This is a genomic window from uncultured Gimesia sp. (assembly GCF_963976445.1).
In the GTDB taxonomy this organism is placed as follows: domain Bacteria; phylum Planctomycetota; class Planctomycetia; order Planctomycetales; family Planctomycetaceae; genus Gimesia.
Genome location: NZ_CAXBKP010000014.1, coordinates 12,687 through 37,811 on the forward strand (window position 1 = coordinate 12,687; position 25,125 = coordinate 37,811).

Below are 25,125 nucleotides of genomic sequence, written 5' to 3' on the forward strand. Positions count from 1 at the left end.
GTTTGTTGACGCCTCTAACGTAACGGATTTCTCTTCTGTCGGAAAGTCAACCAATTCTGGTTTTGACGCTGCAGAATTATTCTTTACTAAAACAGAGGAGTTGTCCATTTTCTAAAGTGACAACGATTCTTCCTTTCGAATCAATGGCAGTGCCCCCCTTCACTGCTAGCGCAGGCAGTGGGTGCGTCCAGAGGTCAGTTCCCTGATCAATCTGAATGGCCGTCAGAAATGGTTCGTCTGACTTCTCGTCCGGATGCCCGGCCGTTAACAACGTTTCCGGAGAAACGATAAAACTGGTGAAGCGGCGTTGCTTCTGATCGACCCAGAGATTTTTGCGTTTAAATGCTTCTCCCGTGCGTCTGGCACGCATGCTTAACCAGCGGGCCACTTCTTTTTTCACTTTCGGTGCCCCCGGCGGTAAGGCTTCTTTTAATGTCAGATTAGTAAAGGAACTCCCTTCATAGCTGGCATCATGCACCAGCTCCCGTCGGTCTGCCAGGGTGTGTTCAATGGACAGATATTTTCCATAGTCCGGGTAATAGGGATAGAAGGCCGTCCGGTATTGTGACGTCACTTCGGCTCGGGGAGTATTTAAACAGTTCAATGTCTGTAGATCGTATCGGGCGATTTCATAGACGCCGCCTGCGAGGAACCGAAGTTCGTTTCCTTCAATGTATAAGCTGCCCTGCAGACTGATTCCACTATTGACGGTCTCCGAAAGTGCGCCCGAAGTATTATTTTCTCGCTGCAATTCGCCAGTATTCGCATTTAACGCGACTATGTGGGTGCCATCAAAATGGGCGATCCCTGCAGCAGCATAAACCGTATTGTTCTGAACGACGACTCCTCCTGAGACGGGCCAGGTGGAGATCAGTTTTCCATACACGGGGATCCAACGTCGATCAGACGCTACGCGGAATGACCAGAGCGGAATTCCGGTTTTCGCTTCATAAGCATATACCCGTCCGTCGGCTGAGCCCACAAACAGCCGATCGTTGTCGACCGTCGGCGGATAGTAGATTGCCCCTCCGGTAAATTGCTTCCAGACCTGCTTGCCCTGCATATCAAAGGCAGACACAACGCCATTTCGGTCGCCCACAAAAATCAGATTTCCTGCGATGACTGGTGCCGTCGGCAGTGCCGATTTTGTAACTTGTGCTGTCCAGATGAGTTTGGTTTTGGCAGGGATTGAAACATTGGTCGTTGAGGATTGCCGGCTGTCGCCACGGAACACGGGCCAGTCGCCAGCGCGGGCCGCCAAGGGGTCGACTTTCGATAGGTCACTCGCATAGACGACGCGGCGCGGGGGAGCCTGAGCAGTTGGTGAGGCGGAATCCTTTTCAGGACCCAGGCAGATATGTCCGTAAAGCGAGAGTTCACAGCCACACATCCAGGGACCCCAGTAGAGCAGTCCGTTGGAAATAATTACCCCGTCTTGGCAGGGAGGCCGCATGGGAGCGATATGTTGTGCTGAATCAGTTTCGGTTTCCAGTCGGACCGTACCTCCTCTGGTGCGGAAAAAGATGCTGTCGACGCTTCCAGTGGCACGGGTGCAGGCACGTCGCGTGGGGAGCGATGCAATTTTATCTCCGGTGGCATAATCGAGCTTCATCCCGGTTTCTTTCGGCCCCGCAGCATAAATTCCATCTTTACGTAAGACGAGTTGCAGGTTTCCATGCTCTTTCTCCCACAGCATATACCCGTCAGCAGCAGAGGCGCTGACCAGATGCAAACGTTGTGGACCGGCGAAAAACAGGTAGTCGTCGCTGCACTTGATGTAGTTCGTGGTGGCATAACCGGTGACGTAATGCTGCGCTTTCTGATTCGAGCCGATCGAAGCCAGCAGTTTTTTATCGTCATTTTTCCAAAGCGGTTTTCCATTTTCGATATTCAGGCAGGCCAGGAATTTATCGGGGCAGTAATAAAAAAGATGATTGTTTTTCATACAGACGCCGCGACTGTCAATATAGTCTTTGTCCCGAAAATGCCAGAGAACTTTTTTACTGGCTGGATCGATTGCCACAAAGGTACGACCGAAACCAAACGCATTTTTGAGGTCAGTATAGTCGTGTCCTTTCCACATGCCCCAAGGCCAATGTCCCAGTCCGCGTCTGGCCGATTTCTGGGTATCGACTTTGACTTCCTGGTTTCCAATCAGTGCGTAGAGAATTCCATTTTGCATGCCCATCCATTTCCAGACTGGCCCGTCAGCCAGTTTCTCATCGATCACGATCTCGTCTCGAATCTCGCCGGTTTCACTATCAATGATTTTGCATGATTCGTTATCTGCCATGAATAAGGCGTCTTCAGTACCAATCATGGTGTTCCTGTGAATCATGAAGCCTTCCGGAAGTTTGCGTTTCCAGAGAATGGTGCCGTTGTAGGCATTGATACACAGTAACGTGTTCAAGATGGCGTTCTGATTTTGTTTATGAGCAATGTGGCCGAAAGCTTTGAACACCTTACCTCCTGCAGCAACTGAGATTTCCGGCATTGGAGAAAATTTGGGGTCAGCCAGGAATTGAGTTCGATAAGGTGCTCTTGCGTTTAGATCAGTCGATTGCGGGTTATTATCAGGCCCGTGGTAGGGATGGTCCCAATAATCATTTCCCTCGGGAACCGGTTTTGTGATTTGGGAATCAGAGGTAAATGCAGTCCCTTGAGGCCGTAATACACGTAAGAGTTCCTGCTTTGTGGTTGGTTTGCTAGCCGGGGTTTGTACAAAGATCACATCGGCCAGATTACTGGCAAGCGCAATCGAATCATTCTTTCCCTGATCTGCGAAAATCCGTTGTCCTAACAATCCCTGTTGATCAGCCAGGTTCCGCACCTGGGTTACTTCCTCTACGGATTCAGATTGAAAATACACCTGCAAATTGCTGTTTTGGATAAGTTCGATGACAAAAGAAGCGGCGTCGGTTTCTGGCAGGCCCACTACAACACAAAGCCCCCGATCCGTTTTCAGTTTATTCAGACAGGCTTTCGTAAAAGAAGCAGCAGTCTGATTCGTCTGTTGCGCTGCTCCAGCGAGGGGGCTCCAAATCAGAAGAAACAAAACAATGAGAGGCAACGTCGATCGTGTGATACAAAAAGCTCTCATGTGAATTTTCCTCAATCCTGTTTGAGTTATGAGCCAGGGAGAACGAGTTTCGATCATTCATGACCTTTTAGTCCATTGTGTCTTCATGATGGCAGTATTGATTTCATTTTTCAAAGAGAATCTGGCACTTTCGTTTTGAATTTTGAAACGCGTTCTCATCTGCTGATGTATGGGATTGGATGATTTATTAATAGTGCTAAGGAAATTCGGGAGGTAAATGTAGTAGAATGGTCGATGTGTACGGGTGATCCATTTGGTGTTAGAAATCTGATAGAACTTAAGAAAAAAGCAAATATCGGCTGGTTTAAATTTAGGAATGTGTGAACAATGAGTGCAGATTTCGTTGCCAGTCAAGCGTGAAATATCAAATGACGGATATTCCGATTGCGAACTGGCACATTCGTCTGAGTGAAAGCAAGGGGACCTGTTTCTTGCTCAGATGTTAAAAAAACTTTCGACTGGTGATCTATTCTAATCACTGGCGGTATTTTCGTATGAACCACATCTTACCGGATTATTATTTAAGTGAGGCGACATGGTTTTACTTATCCCTGTTGCTGACGCTCGCGGTCTTTTTCCGATTTGACCGTATTGCTTCGTTGCGCAATCTGGATTTGTTATTACTGCTGTCGATATCACCGGGCCTCTTGTTTCTTAGTGACCATCCTATTCTAGGAAACATCTGGTTGTTTGTGGGCACCGGGTTATTAGTAATTCGGATGAGCGTTGATTGTTTCTTTCAACGAAGGCCGCGAGGCGAGCAGAATCTGAATAGCTTTGGAATGGCTTTTCTCTGTATTTCGATTTTCGCATTTTTTATGGTGCGCGTTTTTACTGAAAAACCAGCTGCCGAAACCATTCAAACGGTCAAGCAAGCCGACAGCTTGTTAAGTATGGAAGATGTGACTGTTGCACAAGAGCAGAAAATTCCGGAAGCGGGTCCCACAGCGCGTCTTTTAGCTGCGCCTGTTGTTCCGCTTTCCAGTGCAGTGTCGCAAGCCAGCTTCGATTCTGCGACTTTAGCCGCACGGATTATGGCGATTTTGGCACATGCGTTCGTGATTGTGGGGCTAATCATAATGGGCAAAGTCCATTTTGCTGACACTCAACTTGGTTTGGCCATGGCGTTACTGTATCTCTTGTTGCCCTGTACTGCCTATGATGTGAGCAAAGCAAATCATGTGCTCCCTGCTGCCTTACTGGTTTGGGCGTTTGTCACATATCGGCAACCGATTCTTTCCGGTATTTTTATGGGTTTGGCATGTGGCGCCATGTTTTTTCCCGTCTTTCTCTTACCGTTATGGGCCAGCTTTTACTGGAAAAATGGTTTGAAGCGGTTTGTGCTTTCCGGAAGTGTTGTGGGGGTCGTTCTACTGGGGAGTCTGGTTCTGACCTCCGTGGACCGATTCTCATTTACACAACAGACAATTGGCTCAATTGATTGGTCGGTTCTCAAGTTTCAAGGTGGTCAGCAAATGCCGGGCTTCTGGAGTGCCTACGATACTGCCTATCGAATTCCCGTCTTTGTCGGCTTTGTCTTGTTAATTGCCTGTTTGACTTACTGGCCGCGAAAGAAGAACCTAGGCCACCTGATGTCACATACCACGGCGATTATCATCGCTACCCTGCTCTGGTATCCACAGCAGGGAAGCGTATATCTGTTGTGGTATCTGCCGATGCTGTTGATGGTCGTCTTCCGGCCACGACTCCTGTATACCACTCAGGGTCAAGACGTGGATCGGAATCAGGAGTCAGGCGAAAAACCGATTTCACGACTTCAGGATTCGGTCAACATTGTGCGGCATACCTCTCAATAAGTAAGTGGCCTGCCACGCAAGATAAGATTTCAATCAGGTCTGCTGGGAATATTCCTGATCAGCGTCAAGCCGAATCTCTTTCTCTGTGGATGCTTGCCTGCTCTCGGATTTCGCTAATAGGGGAGCCTCGATTTCCGGGGAATCAAAGTTGGTTTTAGTCCCCACGATGAACATGGGACGCGCTCTGACTTGGTCGTAGATACGTGTTACATATTCGCCAAGGATTCCAATTCCCAAAGCATTCAATGTACCAAAAAATGAGGCTGTGATGGTTGTGGAAGCCCAGCCGGGAATTGCCAGACCAGTAACCAGTTTATGATACATCACAAAGGAAATCAGCGCCATGCAGGCGATGGCAGACAAGGCGGCAATCACATAGAAAATGGTAAGCGGGAAAAAGGAAAAAGAGAAAATGGCAGTCTTAGCCAGTTGGCACAACTGAAGAAACGAGACACGCGGGTTCTCGTCGTAACGGGCCAACCGCTCAACGGACACACCAATCTGGCGATAACCAACCCAGGATCGGAGTCCAGGAAAGTAGCGATCACGGTCGTTCAGTTGTGCAATTTGAATGGCAACTTTACGGTCAATCAATCCAAAGTTGCCGGCATCCCGTGGAATCGATGTGCTGGCGATCAAATTGAGCGTTTTGTGGAACGTTTGGAACGCCCAGCGTTTGAGAAAACCCTCTTTGCGGTCTGTTCGAATGGCATAAACAACATCGTAACCTGATCGCCAGTGTTCAATGAAATCGACGATGGCAGTAGGACTGTCCTGCATGTCCGAATCCATAATGACGATGGCGTCGCCAGTGGCGTGCAGCAAACCGGCTTGAACTGCTGCCTGGTGTCCAAAATTCTTTGCGAAATGGAGTACTCTGACCCGCGAGTTTAAATCGGCAAGATCATTCAGAATTTGCCCACTCTGGTCTGAGGAACCATCATTCACAAAGATGATTTCATACTGGCTGCCTGTGGTTTGTAGAGCTTCTTCCACGGCTTGTAGAAGTTGAGGAAGTACCGTCTGCTCATTAAATACAGGCAGTACAACGGAAATCAGAACTTCAGAGATCGGCATTCGCGAAGGTGTTGATGAATTGGGCTGACTTTGATTCATTTGGTTAAGACTCCTACCAGAGAAAGGCCAAATGGAACTCCTGTCGCATGAATCAATTTTCGTTCGATTTGCGCACATGACATCAGGCAAGCGTTTGTGAACCGTGAAACACGAGTAAAGCGTGGAGGAGAATCATCCGTTCGCTTTAAAAGTTTGTCTTTTCCGCGAATCGCAATCGCAGCAGGCAAGCTAAACGAGTTCCAATGGGTGACCCATTTCACTTTTAAGCCGGCCTGCTCTGCATTTTGACGAAATTTCGATTTTGTATACCGACAGAAGTGCCCCAGTTTTCGATCCCAGTCTGAATACAGCATTGGATAGGCGGGGACGGTGATAATAATTCCGCCGTCCTCTGCCAGGGTTTCAGCTGCGTTTTTGAGTAGCTGTACCGGATCTTCCATATGCTCCATAACATCTAATAAAAGTACTGCTTTTGCTGAAGCAGGAGCAACAGGCCAAGGCTGACTCAATTCATGTACGAACACATTTTCTAAGCCGCGTGAGCGACCATGCTCCACTGCTTCTTGCATCAGATCAAAGCCGGTGACTTCATAACCCAGCCGACGGAACTCAAGTAAGTTCCGTGCCGAACCAATCCCACCTTCAATCACTAAACCGGGAGGAGGAAATTCGGTGGTCAAGATCTCTGTTACCAACTTGCGCTTGGCAACGTGCCACCAATAATTCTCTTCCAAATCAATTAGTTCGGTGAGGTGTCCTGGATCCACGAGATTATGATCTTTCCTTCAGAGCGACTGATGGTAATACAAAAAGTAGGTATAATCGATTATTAAATAGACCCTTGATTGGGATTAGGATAACAGTGTAATCAGGAGAACTCTGCAGGTTTCCTGACAAAATGACATGTTTTTAGTCAAAATAAGCATATTTTTTTTACCTATAGTGCTTGTCCTGACTATAGTGTTTTTTGATTCTGGTCTTCAGAACTGCAGTGGTACGTGTAACTATGTGGAGTATTGATGGTGAGAGATCAGGTAACCGGGCAGGTAACAGCATTCACATGGATAGCTGTTATGATTTTTTTACTAATTATAATTCTAAATGTTCCGCTTTTCCTCAGAATGCCTCTAGCGACAGATGTCGTGTTTTATGACTTACAGGCACAAATGGTTCTCAATGGGGGAACCTTATATCGGGATATGTTCGAGACAAATTTGCCGGGGATTGTCTGGGTACATATGCTGGTTCGTTCGCTTGTGGGGATGAGTTCTGATGCCATTCGAGCCGTTGACCTCGTGATTTTCAGCGGGACTACGTTCCTGCTAATGCAGTGGAATCGCAGAAACCATCTTTCGCTGACAGGCATGCTTTGGATTGGGATTGCCCTGTTTTCGTTTTACTTTTCGATTTCGGAATGGTCTCACTTTCAGCGAGACACTCTGATGCTTCTCCCTTCAATGGCGGCACTCTGGCTTAGACGTAAGCAAATAGATCGACTCATTGATCGCAATCAGTTAACTGGTGAGGCTTCGTTTGTCTCGATTTTGGGATGGGCGTTTCTCGAAGGGCTTTTTTGGGCAGTTGCTTTTTGGGTGAAACCGTTTGTTGCGATACCGGCATTGTGTGTCTGGATCGGATCGCTGTTGATTGTTGGACAATTCCGAAGGCTACTGATTGATTTTTCCGGTTTATTGCTGGGAGGTTTAGTTCTTGGTGCAGTTGGGATTTTCTGGATCTGGCAGAATGGTGTCTGGCCTTCATTTTATGAAACGTTTACAGAATGGAATCCCGAGTATGTGGCAGCACGGAAGGCGGGATGGGAGTCAATGCGTTTTGCCCAGTTTTTGTACCGATTTTATCCCTGGTTCCTGCTGCATCTGGTCGCGGTCCCACTCGCATTGCTGGCATTGAAAGATTATTGGAATAACAGCAGGAATACAGAAACGGACACTGCTATTGAGCCGGGGAAACGAGACTTTGTTCTGCTCGCTTGCATGTATCTGGGCTGGTTATTTCAGTCAGTCATGTTCCAGCACCTATTTGATTATGTGCATCCCCCTTCCCATCTATTGGCCATTACCGTCATCGGTGGTTATTTAGGCAGCCGCTTTCAGAGTCGTTCCTTGTCCTGGGGCTGGAAAAGCGGGATGGCTTTTTTCCTGATGATGGTGGTGCTTTCATTTCCGGGATTCAAACCCCAACGAGCAATGTTGTGGAAGACTTGTGTCATGAATTCCAGTAACGCCCAGTTAAAGTCTCAGCTGACTTTGATGGTGCAGGTCGATTGGGAGGATCTGGAAGCCGTGAAACAGTATTTGAAGTCGCAAAATCTGAAAGACGAAGAGCTGCATTGTTATAACAGCACCCTGGTGTATTTGTATCCGGAACTAGCTCTCAAACCTGCGACACGGTTTGTCTTTTTTGACTCGGCCTTGATTTTTTGTCCGAACCATCGAAATGAATTGTATGACGCCATCAATGAAAGCCCGCAAAAATATATTGTGACCGATCTGATAGACAGCGGCTTTAAGCACAAGTCCGCGTTGGCGAAATCGTCGAACCCGGAGCAACTGACACCTCCCGATTATCCAGTTAGCATGAAAGGGGCCTATCCCTGGTCGCATCCTGTTGTATTCCGCTCAGGACGCTATCTGGTACATAAGGTGGAGCGTCCCCTGGGTCAGTTTATGGGAAGTGGACGTGTTCCCACTGAAGAACGTGTCCAGGAATATTTTCGGCGCCAGCAAAAACAGAAGACCGAAAAACCATCAGATTCCTAGATCCTAAATGGTGGCCAATTCCATCAAATGATTGCTGCCTTGTATTTGCTGACATCGTATTCGTTTTATTCTGCTTTGGTTTCTTTCACAGAGCGAAACGGCATGAGCAATAAGATGCAGATGATTGCAAGTGTGGTAATGGTAATCATACGCCCGATTCTGAATCCGGGAGGTTCATAAACAAGTTCAACCTGATGTTTGCCTGCCGGAAGTGGAATGGCTCGCAATGAAAAATCGGCAGGTAAAACAGACACGCCCACTTCTTTAATTCGTGCAGACCAACCCGGGTAGAAAATGTCAGAAAGAATGAGATATCCTGGTGCATCCAATTCAGCCATGATTTGGAGCTGGTTGGGAGACGTTTTTAATATCTCAGCCGCTTTATAACTCTGCCGTTTCCCGGCAGGCAAATGATCCTGTGGTAGCAAGACTTCCTTTTGCGGTTGCACTTTGGCGATGGAATCAACAATTTGATTGCTGGGCTGATTTTGATTTAACGGTATCACCTTACCTGTCAAAAATGCTCTCGGTAGCGGATTGGTATTTTCCAATATCAAATAAGGGATAGGGGCTGGTTCCGAATTCCGTAATGCAAATTCCGCTGGAATGGTTCCCCGTTCAATGGTTTTCCAGCCAGCGAGTTCAATCTGTTGATTGGTTTGCAGGATCGCGTATTTGATACTCATCAGATTCAACAGCGGCTGTCGTGCTGTGGAGAGTTGAGGCTCGCTATAACCGGCCATCATCAGAGCAGCGTCAGGCTGAGGGAACGTTGCCGCTGCCAGCAGCCCGAGACGAATGAGCGGCACTGGTTCATACCCCTGTACTTTCCGGATCTGGTGTTTCCATGCTTCACGGTCACTCAGCAGCTTCTGCCCAACCAGGACGCGATGCTGCCCCAGATTCTCTTTTAAGAATTGAATAAGTTTGGTTTCATCTCGAAATGAGGCTTGGGGAATGGTTCTTAAAATATGTTTGCTATGTGCTGACAGTTCCCAGGAACAGAGGATAAAAAGTAAAATCAGGCCTCCGATCGCGGTCTTACGGGAAAGACAGGCTGAGAATACCGCTGCAGAAACCCCCATTACCGCAACCGTGATCGAGATCAATTGCAGTTTCATGATTTGTCCCGGGTTGAGGTTCAGGGAGACCAACCCCCCCGAATAGAACATCAGAGAAATCAAGCAAAGTCCTCCGATGGCGAAGCAGGCTAATGAAAGATTGCGGTACTTGTTTCTGGCTATATTTAAAAACAGAGACGAGATGGTTTCACATCCAAAACCCGCCAGCATGGCAACTACCAGGGAGCAAATCCACATCATTCGAGCGGGCATTCGAAACATGGAAAATCCGGGGATGATCTTATGACAGAGCATGTAAAAAGGGAGCTGGGGGCCGAACGCGAGTAAGAAGGCTACGAATCCGATTAAAGTCAGTCGAATGACCGTTCGATTTCTGATGGAACTCACGCAGCCAAGGCAAGCAAGTAACAGCGGCAGGCATCCAAAATAACAAACCGCTTCCCAGTAATAGCCGCCCGGACCTCTGTATTTGTCAGGTCCTCCCCAGACAAACGGATCCAGCAACTGCAATAGACTGGGAAGCGCAAGGCTGCCGCTTTGCAAGGCTTTCGAGTCAATTCCCCCTGATCTGACCGCCTGTTGGGTGTAGATTGTAATGGGAATCAGATCGATTGCGACCAACCCGATCGTTAGCAGACCTGCGAATAACCAACCTCGGCTCAAGGCACCTGCTGAAACAGGAATGTTTGAATAAACAGATTCGTTTTGCTCTGCTAAGACCTGTTCGGATTGCCGTGTATTTTTTTTCGGAATGAGGGCGATTAAGGACTCGATTCCAATCGAAGCCGTAAGGAAAAGTAGCAGGTAATAAAGTTCCTGAACATGTCCACAGAAAAATGCCAAAGAAATCAGAATTGTCAGAACGGGGATCGCTTTTTTGCGCCCTTCAAATAAAAGTTCATAGCCATATAAGATCCAGGGGAACCAGGCGATTAGCGTAATCGACGTGTAATGCCCTTCACCCGTCTTGGCGACAAAATAGGGGGCTGCCAGAAAAATGATGCCTGATATAAGGGCGCTGAAGAAATTAAGTTTGTATTTTCGACCAAGTAGATAAGCCCCCCAGCCAGCCCACCAGTGATGGAGAATCATCATCCAGCTGATTGTGGATAATGCGTTAAAGAAAAAAAAGATCCAGTTGACTGGATAAAAGAGCGAGGATTGCGGGTTGCCTAACCAGGGCATTCCCAGAAGTGAATAAGGATTCCAGAACGGAAGCTGGTCGTGTTGTTGAATGCTGTCTTTTTGATAGCTTTTCAAGGCGATAAAAATATTTGTGGTATCGTTGTGTCCTTGATCCTGAGAACCAACCAGCACATCCGATGGATTGACCACTAATGCCTGAAAACACAAGGCGCAGAAAGCCGCGAGTACCAAAGCTGCGATCAAGTTCTGAAACAGTCTGGAACGCATTTGCATCATTTCTAAAAGAGAGTAAAGATGTCGATGATTTTAGTTTCGATGTGGAGGCTGCAATCCATGTGGCTCGAAAATCTTAGCATACATTTCAGGCCGTCGATCAGCCATGCGGTCAATCACATGTTTATCGGGGACCCGGTCGACTCTTTTGTTACGTGCGATTTCAGGATCAATCGTAGCGTAAATAATTTCTTCTTCTGTTCCAGTTGCACGCGCTAACGTTTCACCGGAGGGAGAACAGATACTGCTTTTGCCGATAAATTGAAACCCGCGCTCATGGCCGACTCGATTGATGGCGCAATAATAAATCCCATTCTCCATCGCACGCATATTCACTCCGTGCTCGGCCATACATTCTGCGCCGGAAGGCCAGTTTGTGGGGAGCGCGATGAAATCAGCACCCTGCAGCGACATAATACGCGATGACTCCGGGAAGGCGCTGTCATAGCAGATGTTAAGGCCGATATTGGCTTGTGGATGTTTATAGACGGCAAATTCCTGATCGCCGGGAGTCGCAAACCGATCCACACCCAGATAAGGCAAATGAATTTTGCGATAGCTGCCTAGAACACCTTCCGGGGTAATCAGAACGGCCGCGTTGTATACTCCCTGTTTTGCCCGCTCCAGCATTCCTATAACAACTGAGTGGTTCCGTTCGCGACACACCTGTTGCAGTCTGTCAGTCGAAGGACCAGGAATCGATTCTGCGAATGGGATCGCTTCTTCTAGATCGGCAAAGCAGTAACCGGTGATCGCGCATTCCGGGAACACCGTCAGATCTGCTCCTGCGGATGCCGTCACATTCATTTTTTCAATGATGCGCGCCAGGTTCTCTTCTTTTGCCATCAGAGAAACATCCATTTGTACGCCGGCAATTTTCATATACTTCGATCCCCGAAATCACGATCAATAAAAGACGCTATTCAATGCGAACCAGATGATTCGATTATAAAGGACCGGAACTCGAGTTTCTATTGTTTGCCGTCGATTAACCGGGAATTCAATAGCGTTTCGTTGTTTTGAAGGGAGAGGCTTGCTGAATGGGATGCGGAGTTTGTATTGTCGGTGCAGCTTGCCGCGGTGGAATCAGCACACCGGATTCTACTAGCGTGATATAAGTCAACGTCAATAGAATTGCATAGGCAACGGCGTTTCCAAACAGACCTTTCCCAAACCACTTCAGCGCGCTGCCAGAGGATCTTTTCAAGCGGATTATGACTCCCTTGCGTTCTACGCTATAGACTTCATCCAGCACCAGATGGGATAGGAAGCCTAAAGAGATGCCGCCCGCCATGAGAAATTTGACTGCATATGAGTCACTCACATAGGCCAGGAATACGGATTCGCCAGCAATGATTAACGCCGGAATGCTGTGAAACATGCCTCGGTGAACCGCAAATTTTCCCAATATGGTTGAACCACCATAGCGGACAGCTGCATAAGTCACCACGGCCATCAGGATGGCAGCATCCGGGTCAGCGCCTTTTCGGATCATGCTCCGCATTGCGACAAATGAGGCAACGGCTGCAGTCAAGCTGAAGAGTTCTTTGATCGGGCGCCCGGTTTCTGAGTCCAGGTCTGGTAGCATGCCGCCGATCCAAGTCAAAACGCCTGCGAGAATGCCCTGTGTCGGAGTAAATCCGAAGATTAAACTGGAAATCGTACCATAGCCGATTCCCAGTAAACCACTGACGCTAATATGTTCCTTGTAACCGGCCATACGTATTCTTCCCTGAGGTTGCGGTACAATTCCGGAATAGGTGAGGCGAAATCCTTCCGCCTGAGATCGTAGCAAAGAATGGGGAATCGGATCAATGGGACTTCAAACAAGCCTGCTTCCAGACAAAAATCCCTGGCTTATTGGGAAATGATTTGCAGAACCTCGTCTTTTAAGGCAGCATTGACGGCCATTCCATTTCCAGTGTAAATCGAAGGGGTCCCGTCAAAGTCGATCCAGTGTCCGCCTGCTTCTTCCAGAATGGGGACCAGCGCCGCGGCATCCCAGGGGCTCAAAACCGGGTCGACCATGACCTCGGCTCGTCCAGTCGCTACCAGCATATGACCGTAACAGTCTCCCCAGCCGCGTGCCAAGTAGGAATTTCGACAGAGGTACTCATAGGCTTTTTGTTTGCCAATCGTTTCCCAACGGGTCATGGTTGTGGTGCAAAAGACGGATTCAGACAGTTTCGTTTTGTCAGAGACTTTGGCGCGTCGTAGTTCCTGATCCCTGATTTTCCACCACGCTCCGTCACCTTTGATGGCATAGATCACTTCATCCAATGCTGGGAAGCGACAGACCCCCATGACCAGTTTGCCGTTTTCTTCCAGACCCAGCAGAGTTCCAAACAAGGGGACCCCTTGAGTGTATGGTTTCGTTCCATCAATCGGATCGAGAATCCATTTGAATTCATTTGTGCCTTCAACAGCCGGGAATTCCTCTCCCATGATACTGTCGTCTGGAAAGGCGCGCGTGATTTCAGCTCTTAAGATCTCTTCAGCACCACGATCAGCAATCGTCACGGGTGAGTCATCGCTTTTGCGATCTACCTGGAGATCAGGGGACTGGTAATGCTGCATAATCAGCTTACTGGCTTTTTCTGAAGCTAATAAAGCCAATTCTAATCGTGCTTTTAATTCAAATTGTTCTGAATGGATAGGCATAGTTTCGTCTTCAATTTTTAATTTTAAAGGCTGATAACCAATTAGAAAATCATGATAGCATGAGGCTGTATCTAAGGAGCAAATTACTCGTCTTCCAGACGGTAGAGGTGCTCCCCTGCTTTTCTGACGAGAAGAATTCCTTCTTCTTCTCGATTTGCAAACGATTCAATATCAATGCTGTCGGGATCCCGATAGCCAAGATTGATTTTCTGACAGAGTTCCGGCGGAATTTGTGAGGCTAGTGTGACCTGAACTCGAGGATGTTCGACGCCATCTTCAAAAGTACCGGTCCCTCTGACATGGGTCGAGTGTGCCAGGATTCCCCAGGGGTATTCTTTGAACTGGTCCCACTGTTTCGTGAAATAGTCACGCACGTGATAACCGACTTCTTCAATTAACTTGCCGTGCGTGATGGAAATTTCTTTCATGTGGGGGGCGTAGATAATTAATTCGCCCCCGTCGGCGACAACCGGTTCCAGTTTATACATGCACTTGCCGGCGACCCATAATTCATCGTACATCAGTGGGGCACAAGACAAAACCTGCTTGAATGGTCGCGGCATGCGTTTGATATGAATCTGGCCGGATAAGTCAGCGGCAGATTCCCAGGCTGTTTCTGGTGTTCCATAAAACAAACCGTACAGCGAACTGTCCGGGGCGACGACAAATGTAATGCAGCGTTTTTCGTTCGGAATCATCGAGGCTGATCGATTGACGACATCACGAACGGGGGTTGATTTGACTCCAATGATTCCGACATTCGTAATCAAGGCACCCAGCCAGTGAAAAAAGTTCAACAGGTCTGGACCAGAAATACCCGGGAAGAAATATTTACTGCCACCGGAAAACCCAACCACTTCATGCGGAAAAACCGGTCCCATGACCTGCAGAATGTCATAATCCTTAATCCGCGCATTGATCGTGACAGGTACTTCCATTTCCAGAAGCCCTGAGGAAATTTCGGACGTCTCTTGTTTTGTGAGCGTACCAATTTCAATGAGTCTGTCGGGATTGTCCCACTCGTGGTTATAAAGACCAACGTCTTTATATTCGGCTTGTCGGGCGCTCTCGGAAATTCCCAGCAGGCGACAAATGTCTGCTTCAGGCATCGGAGGGTGTGTCCCCAGAGCGACCAGAACGTCAATCCGTTTTACGACAGGACTGAGTAGGCGATGGAAAGTCGAAAAGAGAAGCGGCAACGGAGCAGTACGAGTTGCATCCGGGATGATCAGCAGGATGCTTTTATTCCGATAGTCTTCGACAGGGAGATTCGATTCAAACCATTGAATCACATCCTGCTCACTAAGGGTCTGATGAGGATTTTCCATTGACAATCATGCTTTCAGATGAGCCCGTTCCTGCCAACTCTGCTTCGAAATTTGGACGGGCTAACAATGAAAACCAATTATATAAATAAGTTTTGCATAAAGTGAAACGACTTGGCCTTCTGTGAGAGTCCTATATCACACTTTCTTCTATCCGCATAGTCTCAAGGGGATGAACTTCAGAGACTCTTTGAGATAATAGAATGTTCACATTCTTTTTTCATGGAACTCGAAATTTCATAAGAAAACCGACCAGATTGACTGGTCAAAAGCAGCGTAGATCAAGTAACCTCGTAAGATGCGCTTTGGTTGGGAATTGAGGGGGAATCTCTCAAAAATCCCGGTCAGGCATTTTCGGCTTTTTTTTGAAAGTCAAGAAATCAAAAATTTTGTGTTCCGACCGATAATATCGTTGGTCCAAGATCAATTCAGGACTGACTTATGCAGATAAACGAGAGAGTCTCAAGAATGCAAATTGCGTTTTGGGATCCGGCAGGAGGCCGTCCATGACGTTAGCAGAATTGCTTGAAAAACAATTTCGTGCAGATATCCGTTTTCGTGGTGCCGCTTATATTGAAGCGGAACGCGTTGAACTCACTCGTATTACAGCCGATCATATCTTTGCTGTGGTCCGTGATGGCGTTGAGTACCAGACGCAATTATCACGCGATGATGGTAACTTAAAGACATATTGCACTTGCGATCAGTTTCAAAAATTCAATGTCTGTAAGCATCTCTGGGCTGCGATTCTCGCCGTCGATGAAGCTGGCTATCTAGCCGGGGCGGTCAAGCCTGGTTACATTCCTCCGTTTATCATCGAAAATGCGCCGCTCTCATTTGATGACGATGCGGATGATTTAGATTTCTCCATGCCGGCAGACTTTGATATAGGAAGTCCTCGCTCAAGAAAGGCTAAATCGGGTAGTAGTCAGTCGACAGCGGTTTCTTCGAAACCCCGTCTGCGTGATTGGGAATCGCGGTTAGTGGAACTCAAGAATGAGTTTGCTATGGCTCCGGTCCTCTCGAAAACAACGCAGCAGGAACGTGAAATCTTTTACGAGATTGATATCGAAGAGAGTCAGGAATCGGGGCAATTAGTAGTTCAGACTTCCCAGCGGCAACGCCGGGCGAATGGCCAGTGGGGCAAATTAAAGCCTCTCAAGCTAAAGGCAGGCCAACTGCAGGAAGTCGAACATGAAGATGACCGCCGGATTCTGGCCTACCTGTCGGGGGGAACTCCCGAACGAACAAACTGGCGGGCACAGCAGACTGAGACTCAGGTTGCCGCCTTTCGGTATCGGATTCCCTTCGAACTCTGTGAACTGATATTGCCTCTGATGTGTGGAACGGGGCATGTGCGTTACATGGACCGTCAGCCTGAAGATGTTGATTCTCTCATCTGGGATGGTGAGAATTCCTGGGAATTCTGCATGGGAGTAGAACACGACAGGAAAGAATCCAATTGGAAGTTGAGCGGTCATATAAAACGCGGCGATGAGGTTCTGGAAATTTCCTCGGCTCGATTGATCGTCGCTGGCGGACTGGTCTTAACACGCGATAAGATTACGCCGTTGGAAGACTATGATGCATTTCCCTGGATTAAAATGATTCAGCATAACCAGACAATTGAAGTTGACGAGGGAGAACAACAGGAACTGGTTGATCGTTTACTGGATATGCCGGTTTTACCCCGGCTGGAATTACCGGATGAATTGCATCTTGAGGAAGTCACCAGTGAACCTAAACCGGAATTGTTAATTCATTCTCCTCAGAAAAAACGCTGGCAACAGGATCGTTTGTACGGCGAGATTCATTTTAATTACCTGGAGCATCTGGTTTCAGGATCGAGTACACAATGGGCCATCGTTGATCGAAAAGAAAAACGATGCATCCTCCGTGATCGGGAAAAAGAATCCAAGGCCTGGACCCTGTTGCAGGACAGTGGTTTTCGTCGGTTATTAGATCGTCGAATTCAGGGGCGCGACGTCGAAATCTCTGCACGCGACCTGGGAAATGCGGTCCGGGATTTGATCAAAGAGGGCTGGGCAGTCCGGGCAGATGGAAAACAGGTTCATCAGCCGACAGAGATGCTCTTCAAAGTTCAGTCTGGCATTGACTGGTTCGAATTGCATGCCGATATCGACTTTGAAGGTCAGACAGTTCAATTTCCGGAACTACTCTCTGCTTTGGCACGCGGTGATTCCTCCATCAGACTCGATGATGGTTCTCTGGGGATTCTCCCGGAAGAGTGGATCCAACAGTATGGGATTCTCGCCGGCATTGGAGTCACTGATGAAGATCATATCCGCTTTGCACCCAATCAGGTTGCTTTGTTGGATGCACTGCTCAACGCTCAGGAATTCGTCGAAACTGATGCCAAATTTGACGAGATTCGTGAGAAGCTCCGATCATTCTCGGGGATTAGCATCGACAAAGAACCTCCTGGATTCGAAGGCGAGTTACGCAAGTATCAGCTCGAAGGTTTAGGCTGGCTGCAGTTTTTACAGGATTTCCATTTTGGAGGCTGTCTGGCTGATGACATGGGGCTGGGTAAAACAGTTCAACTGCTGGCTTTATTGCTAAGACGCAAGCAGGCACGCGACGAACATTTCCCTTCTTTAGCCGTTGTTCCAAAATCTCTGATGTTCAACTGGATGCAAGAATCAGAAAAATTTACTCCAGAGCTCAAGGTAATTGAATATTCTGGAGGAGATCGAAGTAAGCTGGTGGAGCAGTTAACTGAATATGATCTAGTGTTAACAACCTACGGTACGATGCGTCGAGATATTACGCAGATCAAGGATATCCAATTTGATTATGCTGTTCTCGACGAAGCTCAGATGATTAAAAACTCAGGTTCGCAAGTCGCAAAAGCATCACGCCTGCTTCAGGCAAATCACAGACTTGCATTAAGTGGTACTCCTGTTGAAAACCATTTGGGAGATCTCTGGTCGATCTTTGAGTTTCTCAATCCAGGAATGCTCGGGCGTAGTTCTGTCTTTAAAGCCTACACGAATGATATTGAAGACAAAAACTCACGCATTATGTTGGGCAATGCATTGCGTCCATTCATTTTGAGACGGACCAAAGAGCAAGTTGCTAATGAGCTGCCTGAAAAAGTGGAACAGACCTTGTACTGCGATATGGGTAAAGAGCAAACTCAGCTGTATGATGAACTCAGACAGCACTACCGTGATTCCATTTTGGGTATGGTGGAATCAAAGGGGCTGGGTAAGACCAAGATCCATGTACTGGAGGCGTTATTACGTCTACGACAGGCTGCCTGCCACCCTGCTCTCCTTGATCGTGGGCATGCTTTGGATGCTTCCGCAAAGATGGATGTTTTGATTCCCCATCTGGAAGAATTGATTGAAGAAGGCCACAAAGCACTTGTTTTCTCTCAGTTTACCAGCATGTTGTCGATTGTGCAGGAACATCTGGACAAGAAAAATATCGTCTACGAATACCTGGATGGCCAGACACGTGACCGCAAGGAACGCGTCGAACGGTTCCAGACTGACGAAGACTGTGGTCTCTTCCTGATTAGTTTGAAAGCCGGAGGGTTGGGCTTGAACCTGACTGCCGCCGACTATGTGTTCATTCTCGACCCCTGGTGGAATCCAGCTGTTGAAACACAGGCTATCGACCGGGCACATCGAGTCGGGCAAACAAAACGGGTCTTTGCCTACAAACTAATTTGTCGCAACACGGTTGAAGAAAAGATCACCGAGCTTCAGCAACAGAAACGGGAAATGGCAGACGCGATCCTGGAAGAAAACCAGAGCGTTCTCAAGAATCTATCAAGTGACGATCTGGAACTGCTCTTGTCGTAAGCGGGTTTACTTGTCGGATGCCTTTTTCTCGGCCAGGCCTCGCGTAAATGCCTCGTAGGCTTCCCGGTATTCTTCTGGAACGGGTAGCCGCCGGGGGCCGAGGCTCTCGTTGGTTTGCTTGCGTGTGCTTGTCCGATCTCGTTGTGCCGCACGGGAAGCGGGCTTGAGTGATTTTAACATCTCTTCAAACTGACGTTTGCGAGCCAGTGATTCTGCAGACTGTTGGTCGCTGTCAGGTGTCTGGAGTTGTTTTTGCAGCCGTTCGGAAAACTTCTGCATTTCTTCTTTTGTCCAGCCTAGTTCGTTCATCAATTCCTGATCAACGTCTTTCCGCTTTAATTCATCTTTGATTCGTTTCAGAACCAGATTGGCAGCTTCTTTTCCATATTCCAGATTGGCCTCTTCGGCCTCGGGGAGATTGGAGTTCTCTCCAGAACTCGCATTCGGATCACCTTCGGCACTGCTTTGCCCTCCGTTGGTAGCGCTGCTTCCCTGTGGATCGTTTGATTTTGAACCTGTGCTCGAACCGGCTCCCGGCTTCGGATCACTTTTGGATTTGCCAGAGCCCTGACCTTGTGAAGCGCCACCCTTCTCACTGGATTGAGAGCCTTTTTTGCCTGCCCCGGATTTGCTTTTTCCCGAGGATTCCTGTCCGCCTTTCTTTCCTGACTGGTTTTGATCCATAGATGGCTTGGAGTTGGAAGCTTCTTTCTTTGAACCTTGTTCCTGGTTTCCTTTTTGTCCGGTGGAATCACCTTTACCTGACTGTTTACTACCCGACTGTCCCTGATCATTCTGAGAGCTGTTACCGCTTTCCCCCTCTTGGGGCCGTTTGGATTTTTGATCGGTGGGATTGTTTTTCCCTTTTGGAGGTTCATTGGAACCATCGGGCTGGTCTTGTTTTTGTTTGGATGGATTTTGGGACGACGGTTTTTGCTGCCCGGAAGGGGATGGATTCTGGTTTGAATTGGCCGGTTTTCTCATCCCTTCTTGAGGCTTGTTTTCCATTGGATCGCCTGGTTTTTCGGGTGAGGAATTCTGATTTCCGCCGGGTTTCGGTTTCTGCTGAGAGTCGTTTGCAGGTGACTCATTTTTTTTGCCAGGACGCATTGCGGGTTTGTCTTTTGGATCACGCTCCACATTCTGACTGCTCTTCTCAGGCTTGGCATTGGGATCGTGGTTTGGCGTTCCTTTGCCTTCGGTTTTTCCATCTGATTTTGTCTTCATCGCATCTTCCGAAGGAGCGGATGGTTCTTTTTTCCCTTTGGGTACGGGACCGCTTTGATTCGGTTTCTGTTTTCCTTTCGGGTCCTTATCCGGCTGCTTTGACTTGGATGAAGGCTGTGGCGCGGAATTCTTGTTTTCCGAACCATCGGGAGTCCCTTGTGAATTCTCAGTAGACTTTGAGGGAGATTGATTTGGTTTTTGTGAAGTGTTTGACGATTTCTGGTCCTGCATCTTTTGGTCTGAAGATGGCTCACCCGATTCCGTCTTTTCGGAACCGGGCTGCTTTTGATCAGAAGCGGGATCTGGTTGTTGGCCTTCTTTTTTCAGTTGTTCCAGGATTTTCTTGATTGCTTCCTGATCGTCTTTGCCGTCGCTGTCTAAACCTTGCTTTTCATCCGATTTCTGTTGATTCGGCTCAGAGGCTGGATCCTCGGTTTTTTGAGGATTCTTCGAATCGGATTGCTTCTGACCGTCTTTGTCTCGTTCCTTCTGGCCCATTCCTTCTTTGCTTTGATCCCCTTCTTTGGTACCTTTTTCGCCGTCCTTGCCTTTCTCAGGTTGATCTGGTTTAGGCTGAGAACCGGGGTTATTTCCGGGTTGAGGCTCTTTGCTGTCTCCCTGCTCCGGTTGTTTTTTCTGCTGTGAATCTGGCTTTTGGTTTTGCTGCGCCGACTTTTGTTTTTGTTCCTCAAGTTGTTTTTTGGCTTCTTCTCGCGAAACAGGCTCTAGAATTTCAATTTTGATTTTCGGTGTGTTTTTGCGGTTTCCAGAAGGATGCTTGTTGTCGCGGGCTTCCACCCAGAAGTAAATGGTGTCTCCCGGGGTAAGCCGCAACGGTTCCAGGACAAAGTCATGATTCAATCCAACGCTTTGTTCAGCGCCTTCAAAGATGGTTTTATCCAAAATCCGGATTTGTTCCTTATCAACTCTCAGATTGAGGTAACGGATTTTAAAATCTGGGTCTTCCGCCACGACAGAAATCGGAACGGTGCCATTGGCGGGCAGCTTTAAATCCTGTTTTGGCGAAAGCAATGAGATTTCCGGTGGTAAATCGGGTCGAATGACCAGTGGGTAGACGGTAGGCGAAAGCGTTGTCTGGCCTGCTTCATTTCGACATTTAATCTGGTAGAAGCCGGGGAAGGTGCCGTCAGCACGCAGCTTTAGCTTCCAGGTTGCGGAAATCGTGTTCTTTTCAATGGTCTTTTCGATCTGAAATTCCTCCAGCAAGGAGGCAGAGTCTTCTTCATCCGAGAAGAGCACTTCGAAGGACGTGATGGGCATATTCGTGGTCGCGTCAACAGTGACTTTTGTCCCTTCCCAGGCATCAATGGCCCCTCCAGGCTGTTCAACAGCGGCAAGATTCATGTACTGCGGGTACCCATATCGAACCGAATGGACTGTGGCAGATGGTGGTTGGATCACTTGGACCTGATACTCATCAGAGACAGCGTCACCTGCTTCGACGTGGTAGGTTAATTCCTGTCGGATTCCTCGGCCATTTACGCCCACTATTACGCCTTGATAACGTTTTAATGTGTCGTCCATCGAGCGTAGTTTGACCGGTTCATTGACCCTGCCCTGGTCGCTGGACGTGTAGTAAAGCATAATTTTGTCAGGGACTTCACCGCGTAGATCAACGGTCACTTCCAGTTGGCTGCCAGAGAGGACTTCGGTATTTCCTGGCGTCACAGAATTGATCTGGGTTTGTGTGGCAAATTCTCTTTGTGGAGAAAACGACATCGCTGCGGAAAGCGAAGGCCAGATTTCCTTGGGGGAGAACAACGCGTAGAAGCATAAAAGCGCAACAACAGCCAGCAGCCCATAAGAAAGTCGCATTAAGGGACGACGATCGATGGCCTGATCGGTATCCGTTTTGGAAAGCGTTAAAGCAGCTTTCTTTTCCAGCGAATTGATGATTTCTGGTTTAACGGGGCGATTTGATTTTTTCAAATCGATCAGATTCAGCAGGGAGCCTTCCATCTCTTCGGAGGCCTGTTCCAAAGCGTGTGCCGAATAAAGAGGAGTCACTTTTTTAAAGTAGGGCAGGATGAGTTTCCAAACCGCCCAACCCAGACAAGCGAATACAACTCCTACCAGCATGAGTAGACGGGCAGTATGTCCAAAGCCGCCTTTGATAAACCAATGATCGCAGACAACAAATATCAACAGGTAACCGAGTAGGATCGTCGAAATCCCCACGGCAGTAGTCAGCAGGTCGTTGGCTTTGATATGGGAGCCCGTTTTGGAAACCTGGTAATCTACGTACTCATCAAACTTGGCATAATGGCCTGTTCGATTTTCTGTTGCTGATGACGATTCGGATGCCGTTGACATGGAAAGCCTGTCTATAAATAGAAATCCCTTCGTGTTCTCCCGTACCTATTATAGAATGATCGACGCCAGCAGTGGTATTAATGTTCCGGAATTTTTCACGAGATTCTTTTTTACCGTTTTTTTCGGAAGAATTGTAAACAAATCCTCCAAAGCAATTAAACCAGCCCTTTCTTTTTTCGCAAAAACCACTCGCCTGTGAGCAAGAGTACGAACAGACCCAGAAAGTACCAGTTATCCCAGAGTGATATCCGTTTGTACCTTATGAGGCCCTTGTTCCATGATTTCTCTTTATTCATGCGAGTCAGAAAACTTTCCAGTTCTTCTGGCGGAAGTGCGCTGCCCCCGGACAGAGAGGCGATCGTTTCCAGCAGTGAATAGTCGGCTGCAGGGTTATCTAATTCCAGGTCACGGGGATCGACGATGAACCTGGTTGTGGCGTCAAATCCCAGTGAGACACCATTTTTTTCAGCATGTACGGTGACCCAGTAATCGCCTGGTTCCCTGGTTTGTGAAAATGTGGTTGTTGAAGATTCTCCGGTACCCATCGATTCCATCTGGTTCGATTTTCCGGAAGGGCCCTTCACTTGCACGGTAAAATTGACATCGGAAACAGGTTTGCCTTCTGAATTGCGGGCACCGAACTGAATCGGAATATGGGCACCGGGAGGCACGTTTCTGGGGGTAACACGTGCCCAAACGCTTTGTTCTGAATCATTTTCTTTATGAGCCAGCCAGAGAATCATCTGTCGCCAGAACCGTTCGTGCTCCCGGCGATTGCCAGAGAGGAACCATTGGAAGGTGGTGTCTCCGGCAAATGCCATCACCCTCACTCGCCCACCTACAACATCAGAGGCAAACAGTAGCGGGACGGCTTCATTGCCCGCCGATTGCGCCAGGATTTCCACCAGGTCATGTTTTTTACTTAAACGGTTTGCCCCTTTCAGGGGGGCCAGAGAGTTCCACATACGCTGATTGGCGGTGGCGGAATTGTCCAGCTGCATCACATAGCGCTGTAAGCCTAAAGACGTTGGGACCATTTTCAGGTCCTGGAAATAATGCAGATCTTTGGCAATTTTGTTGTCTGTCTGTTTTTCACTGGCGCGCATCTGGACCGGGATGAAAGTTTCCAGTGGGGTGTTGGCATATCCTCCGGGACCGAAACTATGATAACCGCCCGTCATTAACAGGCCGGCTCCCTGCTCCACCCGATTGGCAATTTTGCGGAGTGCCGTCGGCCCAAGAAGATCGGCGGGAACATCCCCAATAATGAATACATCGTATTTAGAGAGGTCTTTCAGATCGGCACTTAATGTTTTGGGGTTACCGGAAAAACCACTTCCAATCGGGAAATAATCAAGTTGGATCTTGGGGTCATTCATTGAGCGAATGAATTTCTGTTCTGGACGGAGTGAATCAAAATAGGCGACCTGTAATCCTCCTTTTTGCACAGTCACGATCGTTTCCAGGCGGTTGTTGGTCTGTTTAATTTCACCTTCCAGTGGGACGACTTCGACAGCAATTTTATATTCGCCCGGTATCTCTGGAGTCCAGAACAGTTCCACTGTACTGAGCTCATTGTTCTGAGTGGGATGGATCTGAGTCACAACACGCGAATTACTGTAGGATGGTGCAGGAATCATCTGGCCTGCTTCACCATTTTTCTTACCCGTGCGATCTTCCACCAGAAGCCGCACGGTCAGTTCGCGGTTCTCAGCACCGAGACTGCGCACTTTCACGCTGATGGGGGTGGTCTTTTTCTCAAATACCAGCGGATCAATGACCAGACTTTCCAAGACCAGATCTAACGCCGTATCTTGCAGAGTCGAAGAACCAAAGCCAATTGTATAAATCGGGATGCCTGAATCGCCAAAGTAACTGGCCTGTGATCTGACGTCGATATCATATGGAGGGAGCGTGCGTTCTGCGCCATCCGAAAGCAACAGCAGGCCGACAAGCCGCTCCTGTTGTAATTGCGAAGAGATCGTCTCCAGCGAATAACCGATGGCAGTCTGTTCTCCAGTAGCTTCTTCTGAGAATTCCTCGATGGGGACAAGTTCTTTAGAGAAATCAAAGCGTTTGATTCCAATGTTTTTATCCATGGTATCGAGCAGCGGTTTGACAGTATTTAGCGTTTTAACCAATTCGTGTCGTCGCGTGATACTTCCTGGACCGTCTTCTGTTTGCATGCTTTGACTGGAATCCGCCAGAATATATAACCAGGACTGTCTGGTTGTTTTATCAGTCAATTCGATGGCAGGACGCAACAGCATGAAGGCCAGTAAGAAAACGGTCAAGAGACGCAGGCCGATCAATGATCGACGCAAGAGTGGGGGTAAGTGTTTTACTCGTTGAGGGTATGTGACAAGAACCAACGAAATTAGCGCAATGATGATCAGAATCATTATCGGCCAGGACCAGATTGGTTCAAAAATTGGTTTCATGACGGATTCGAGAAAATGGGACTAGAGAC

13 protein-coding genes are annotated in these 25,125 nt (G+C 48.0%); 3 read left to right on the top strand and 10 right to left on the bottom strand.

The window, feature by feature from the left end; genetic code table 11:
* Nucleotides 1–76: 76 nt before the first annotated feature.
* Nucleotides 77–3,100, bottom strand: a complete 3,024-nt coding sequence (locus AAC022_RS15960) for a PQQ-binding-like beta-propeller repeat protein (RefSeq protein ID WP_339732528.1) — start codon at nucleotides 3,098–3,100, stop codon at nucleotides 77–79.
* 494 nt (nucleotides 3,101–3,594) lie between these two features.
* On the opposite strand from AAC022_RS15960, the gene AAC022_RS15965 reads away from it, so the two are divergent.
* Nucleotides 3,595–4,917 carry a hypothetical protein gene (locus AAC022_RS15965; RefSeq protein ID WP_339732529.1) on the top strand — a complete coding sequence of 441 codons (1,323 nt, stop codon included), beginning with the start codon at nucleotides 3,595–3,597 and terminating at the stop codon, nucleotides 4,915–4,917.
* Between the two features lie 33 nt (nucleotides 4,918–4,950).
* Here the strand turns inward: AAC022_RS15965 and AAC022_RS15970 are convergent, their stop codons facing one another.
* Entirely contained in the window at nucleotides 4,951–6,033 is a 1,083-nt protein-coding gene (locus AAC022_RS15970) for a glycosyltransferase family 2 protein (protein ID WP_339732531.1), read from the bottom strand.
* A complete protein-coding gene (locus AAC022_RS15975; protein WP_339732532.1) occupies nucleotides 6,030–6,761 on the bottom strand; it encodes a class I SAM-dependent methyltransferase in 732 nt (243 codons plus the stop codon). The genes AAC022_RS15970 and AAC022_RS15975 overlap by 4 nt, the downstream gene beginning before the upstream one ends.
* Nucleotides 6,762–7,115: 354 nt before the next feature.
* Here AAC022_RS15975 and AAC022_RS15980 point away from each other — a divergent pair, with 354 nt between their 5' ends.
* Nucleotides 7,116–8,774 carry a hypothetical protein gene (locus AAC022_RS15980; protein ID WP_339732535.1) on the top strand — a complete coding sequence of 553 codons (1,659 nt, stop codon included), beginning with the start codon at nucleotides 7,116–7,118 and terminating at the stop codon, nucleotides 8,772–8,774.
* Nucleotides 8,775–8,839: 65 nt separating this feature from the next.
* On the opposite strand, the gene AAC022_RS15985 is transcribed toward AAC022_RS15980, so the two are convergent.
* The 5 genes from AAC022_RS15985 to AAC022_RS16005 form a co-directional block, all read right to left on the bottom strand.
* Complete coding sequence (locus tag AAC022_RS15985) at nucleotides 8,840–11,269, bottom strand: hypothetical protein (RefSeq protein ID WP_339732538.1); 2,430 nt, start codon at nucleotides 11,267–11,269, stop codon at nucleotides 8,840–8,842.
* Nucleotides 11,270–11,308: 39 nt separating this feature from the next.
* The gene (locus AAC022_RS15990) at nucleotides 11,309–12,157 is read right to left on the bottom strand and encodes a carbon-nitrogen hydrolase family protein (protein WP_339732540.1); all 849 of its coding nucleotides are present in this window, start codon (nucleotides 12,155–12,157) and stop codon (nucleotides 11,309–11,311) included.
* Between the two features lie 118 nt (nucleotides 12,158–12,275).
* Complete coding sequence (locus AAC022_RS15995) at nucleotides 12,276–12,995, bottom strand: metal-dependent hydrolase (protein ID WP_339732541.1); 720 nt, start codon at nucleotides 12,993–12,995, stop codon at nucleotides 12,276–12,278.
* A gap of 137 nt (nucleotides 12,996–13,132) precedes the next feature.
* A complete protein-coding gene (locus tag AAC022_RS16000) occupies nucleotides 13,133–13,936 on the bottom strand; it encodes an inositol monophosphatase family protein (RefSeq protein ID WP_339732544.1) in 804 nt (267 codons plus the stop codon).
* An 83-nt stretch (nucleotides 13,937–14,019) separates the two neighbouring features.
* On the bottom strand, nucleotides 14,020–15,264 hold the full coding sequence (locus AAC022_RS16005) for a lactate racemase domain-containing protein (protein ID WP_339732547.1): 1,245 nt from the start codon (nucleotides 15,262–15,264) through the stop codon (nucleotides 14,020–14,022).
* 503 nt (nucleotides 15,265–15,767) lie between these two features.
* On the opposite strand from AAC022_RS16005, the gene AAC022_RS16010 reads away from it, so the two are divergent.
* Nucleotides 15,768–19,094: a DEAD/DEAH box helicase gene (locus AAC022_RS16010; protein WP_339732549.1), complete on the top strand. Its 3,327-nt coding sequence runs from the start codon at nucleotides 15,768–15,770 to the stop codon at nucleotides 19,092–19,094.
* Nucleotides 19,095–19,100: 6 nt separating this feature from the next.
* On the opposite strand, the gene AAC022_RS16015 is transcribed toward AAC022_RS16010, so the two are convergent.
* Together AAC022_RS16015 and AAC022_RS16020 are read right to left on the bottom strand one after the other, a co-directional pair.
* A complete protein-coding gene (locus tag AAC022_RS16015; RefSeq protein WP_339732550.1) occupies nucleotides 19,101–22,655 on the bottom strand; it encodes a hypothetical protein in 3,555 nt (1,184 codons plus the stop codon).
* A gap of 155 nt (nucleotides 22,656–22,810) precedes the next feature.
* Entirely contained in the window at nucleotides 22,811–25,096 is a 2,286-nt protein-coding gene (locus AAC022_RS16020; protein WP_339732551.1) for a glutamine amidotransferase, read from the bottom strand.
* Nucleotides 25,097–25,125: the final 29 nt, after the last annotated feature.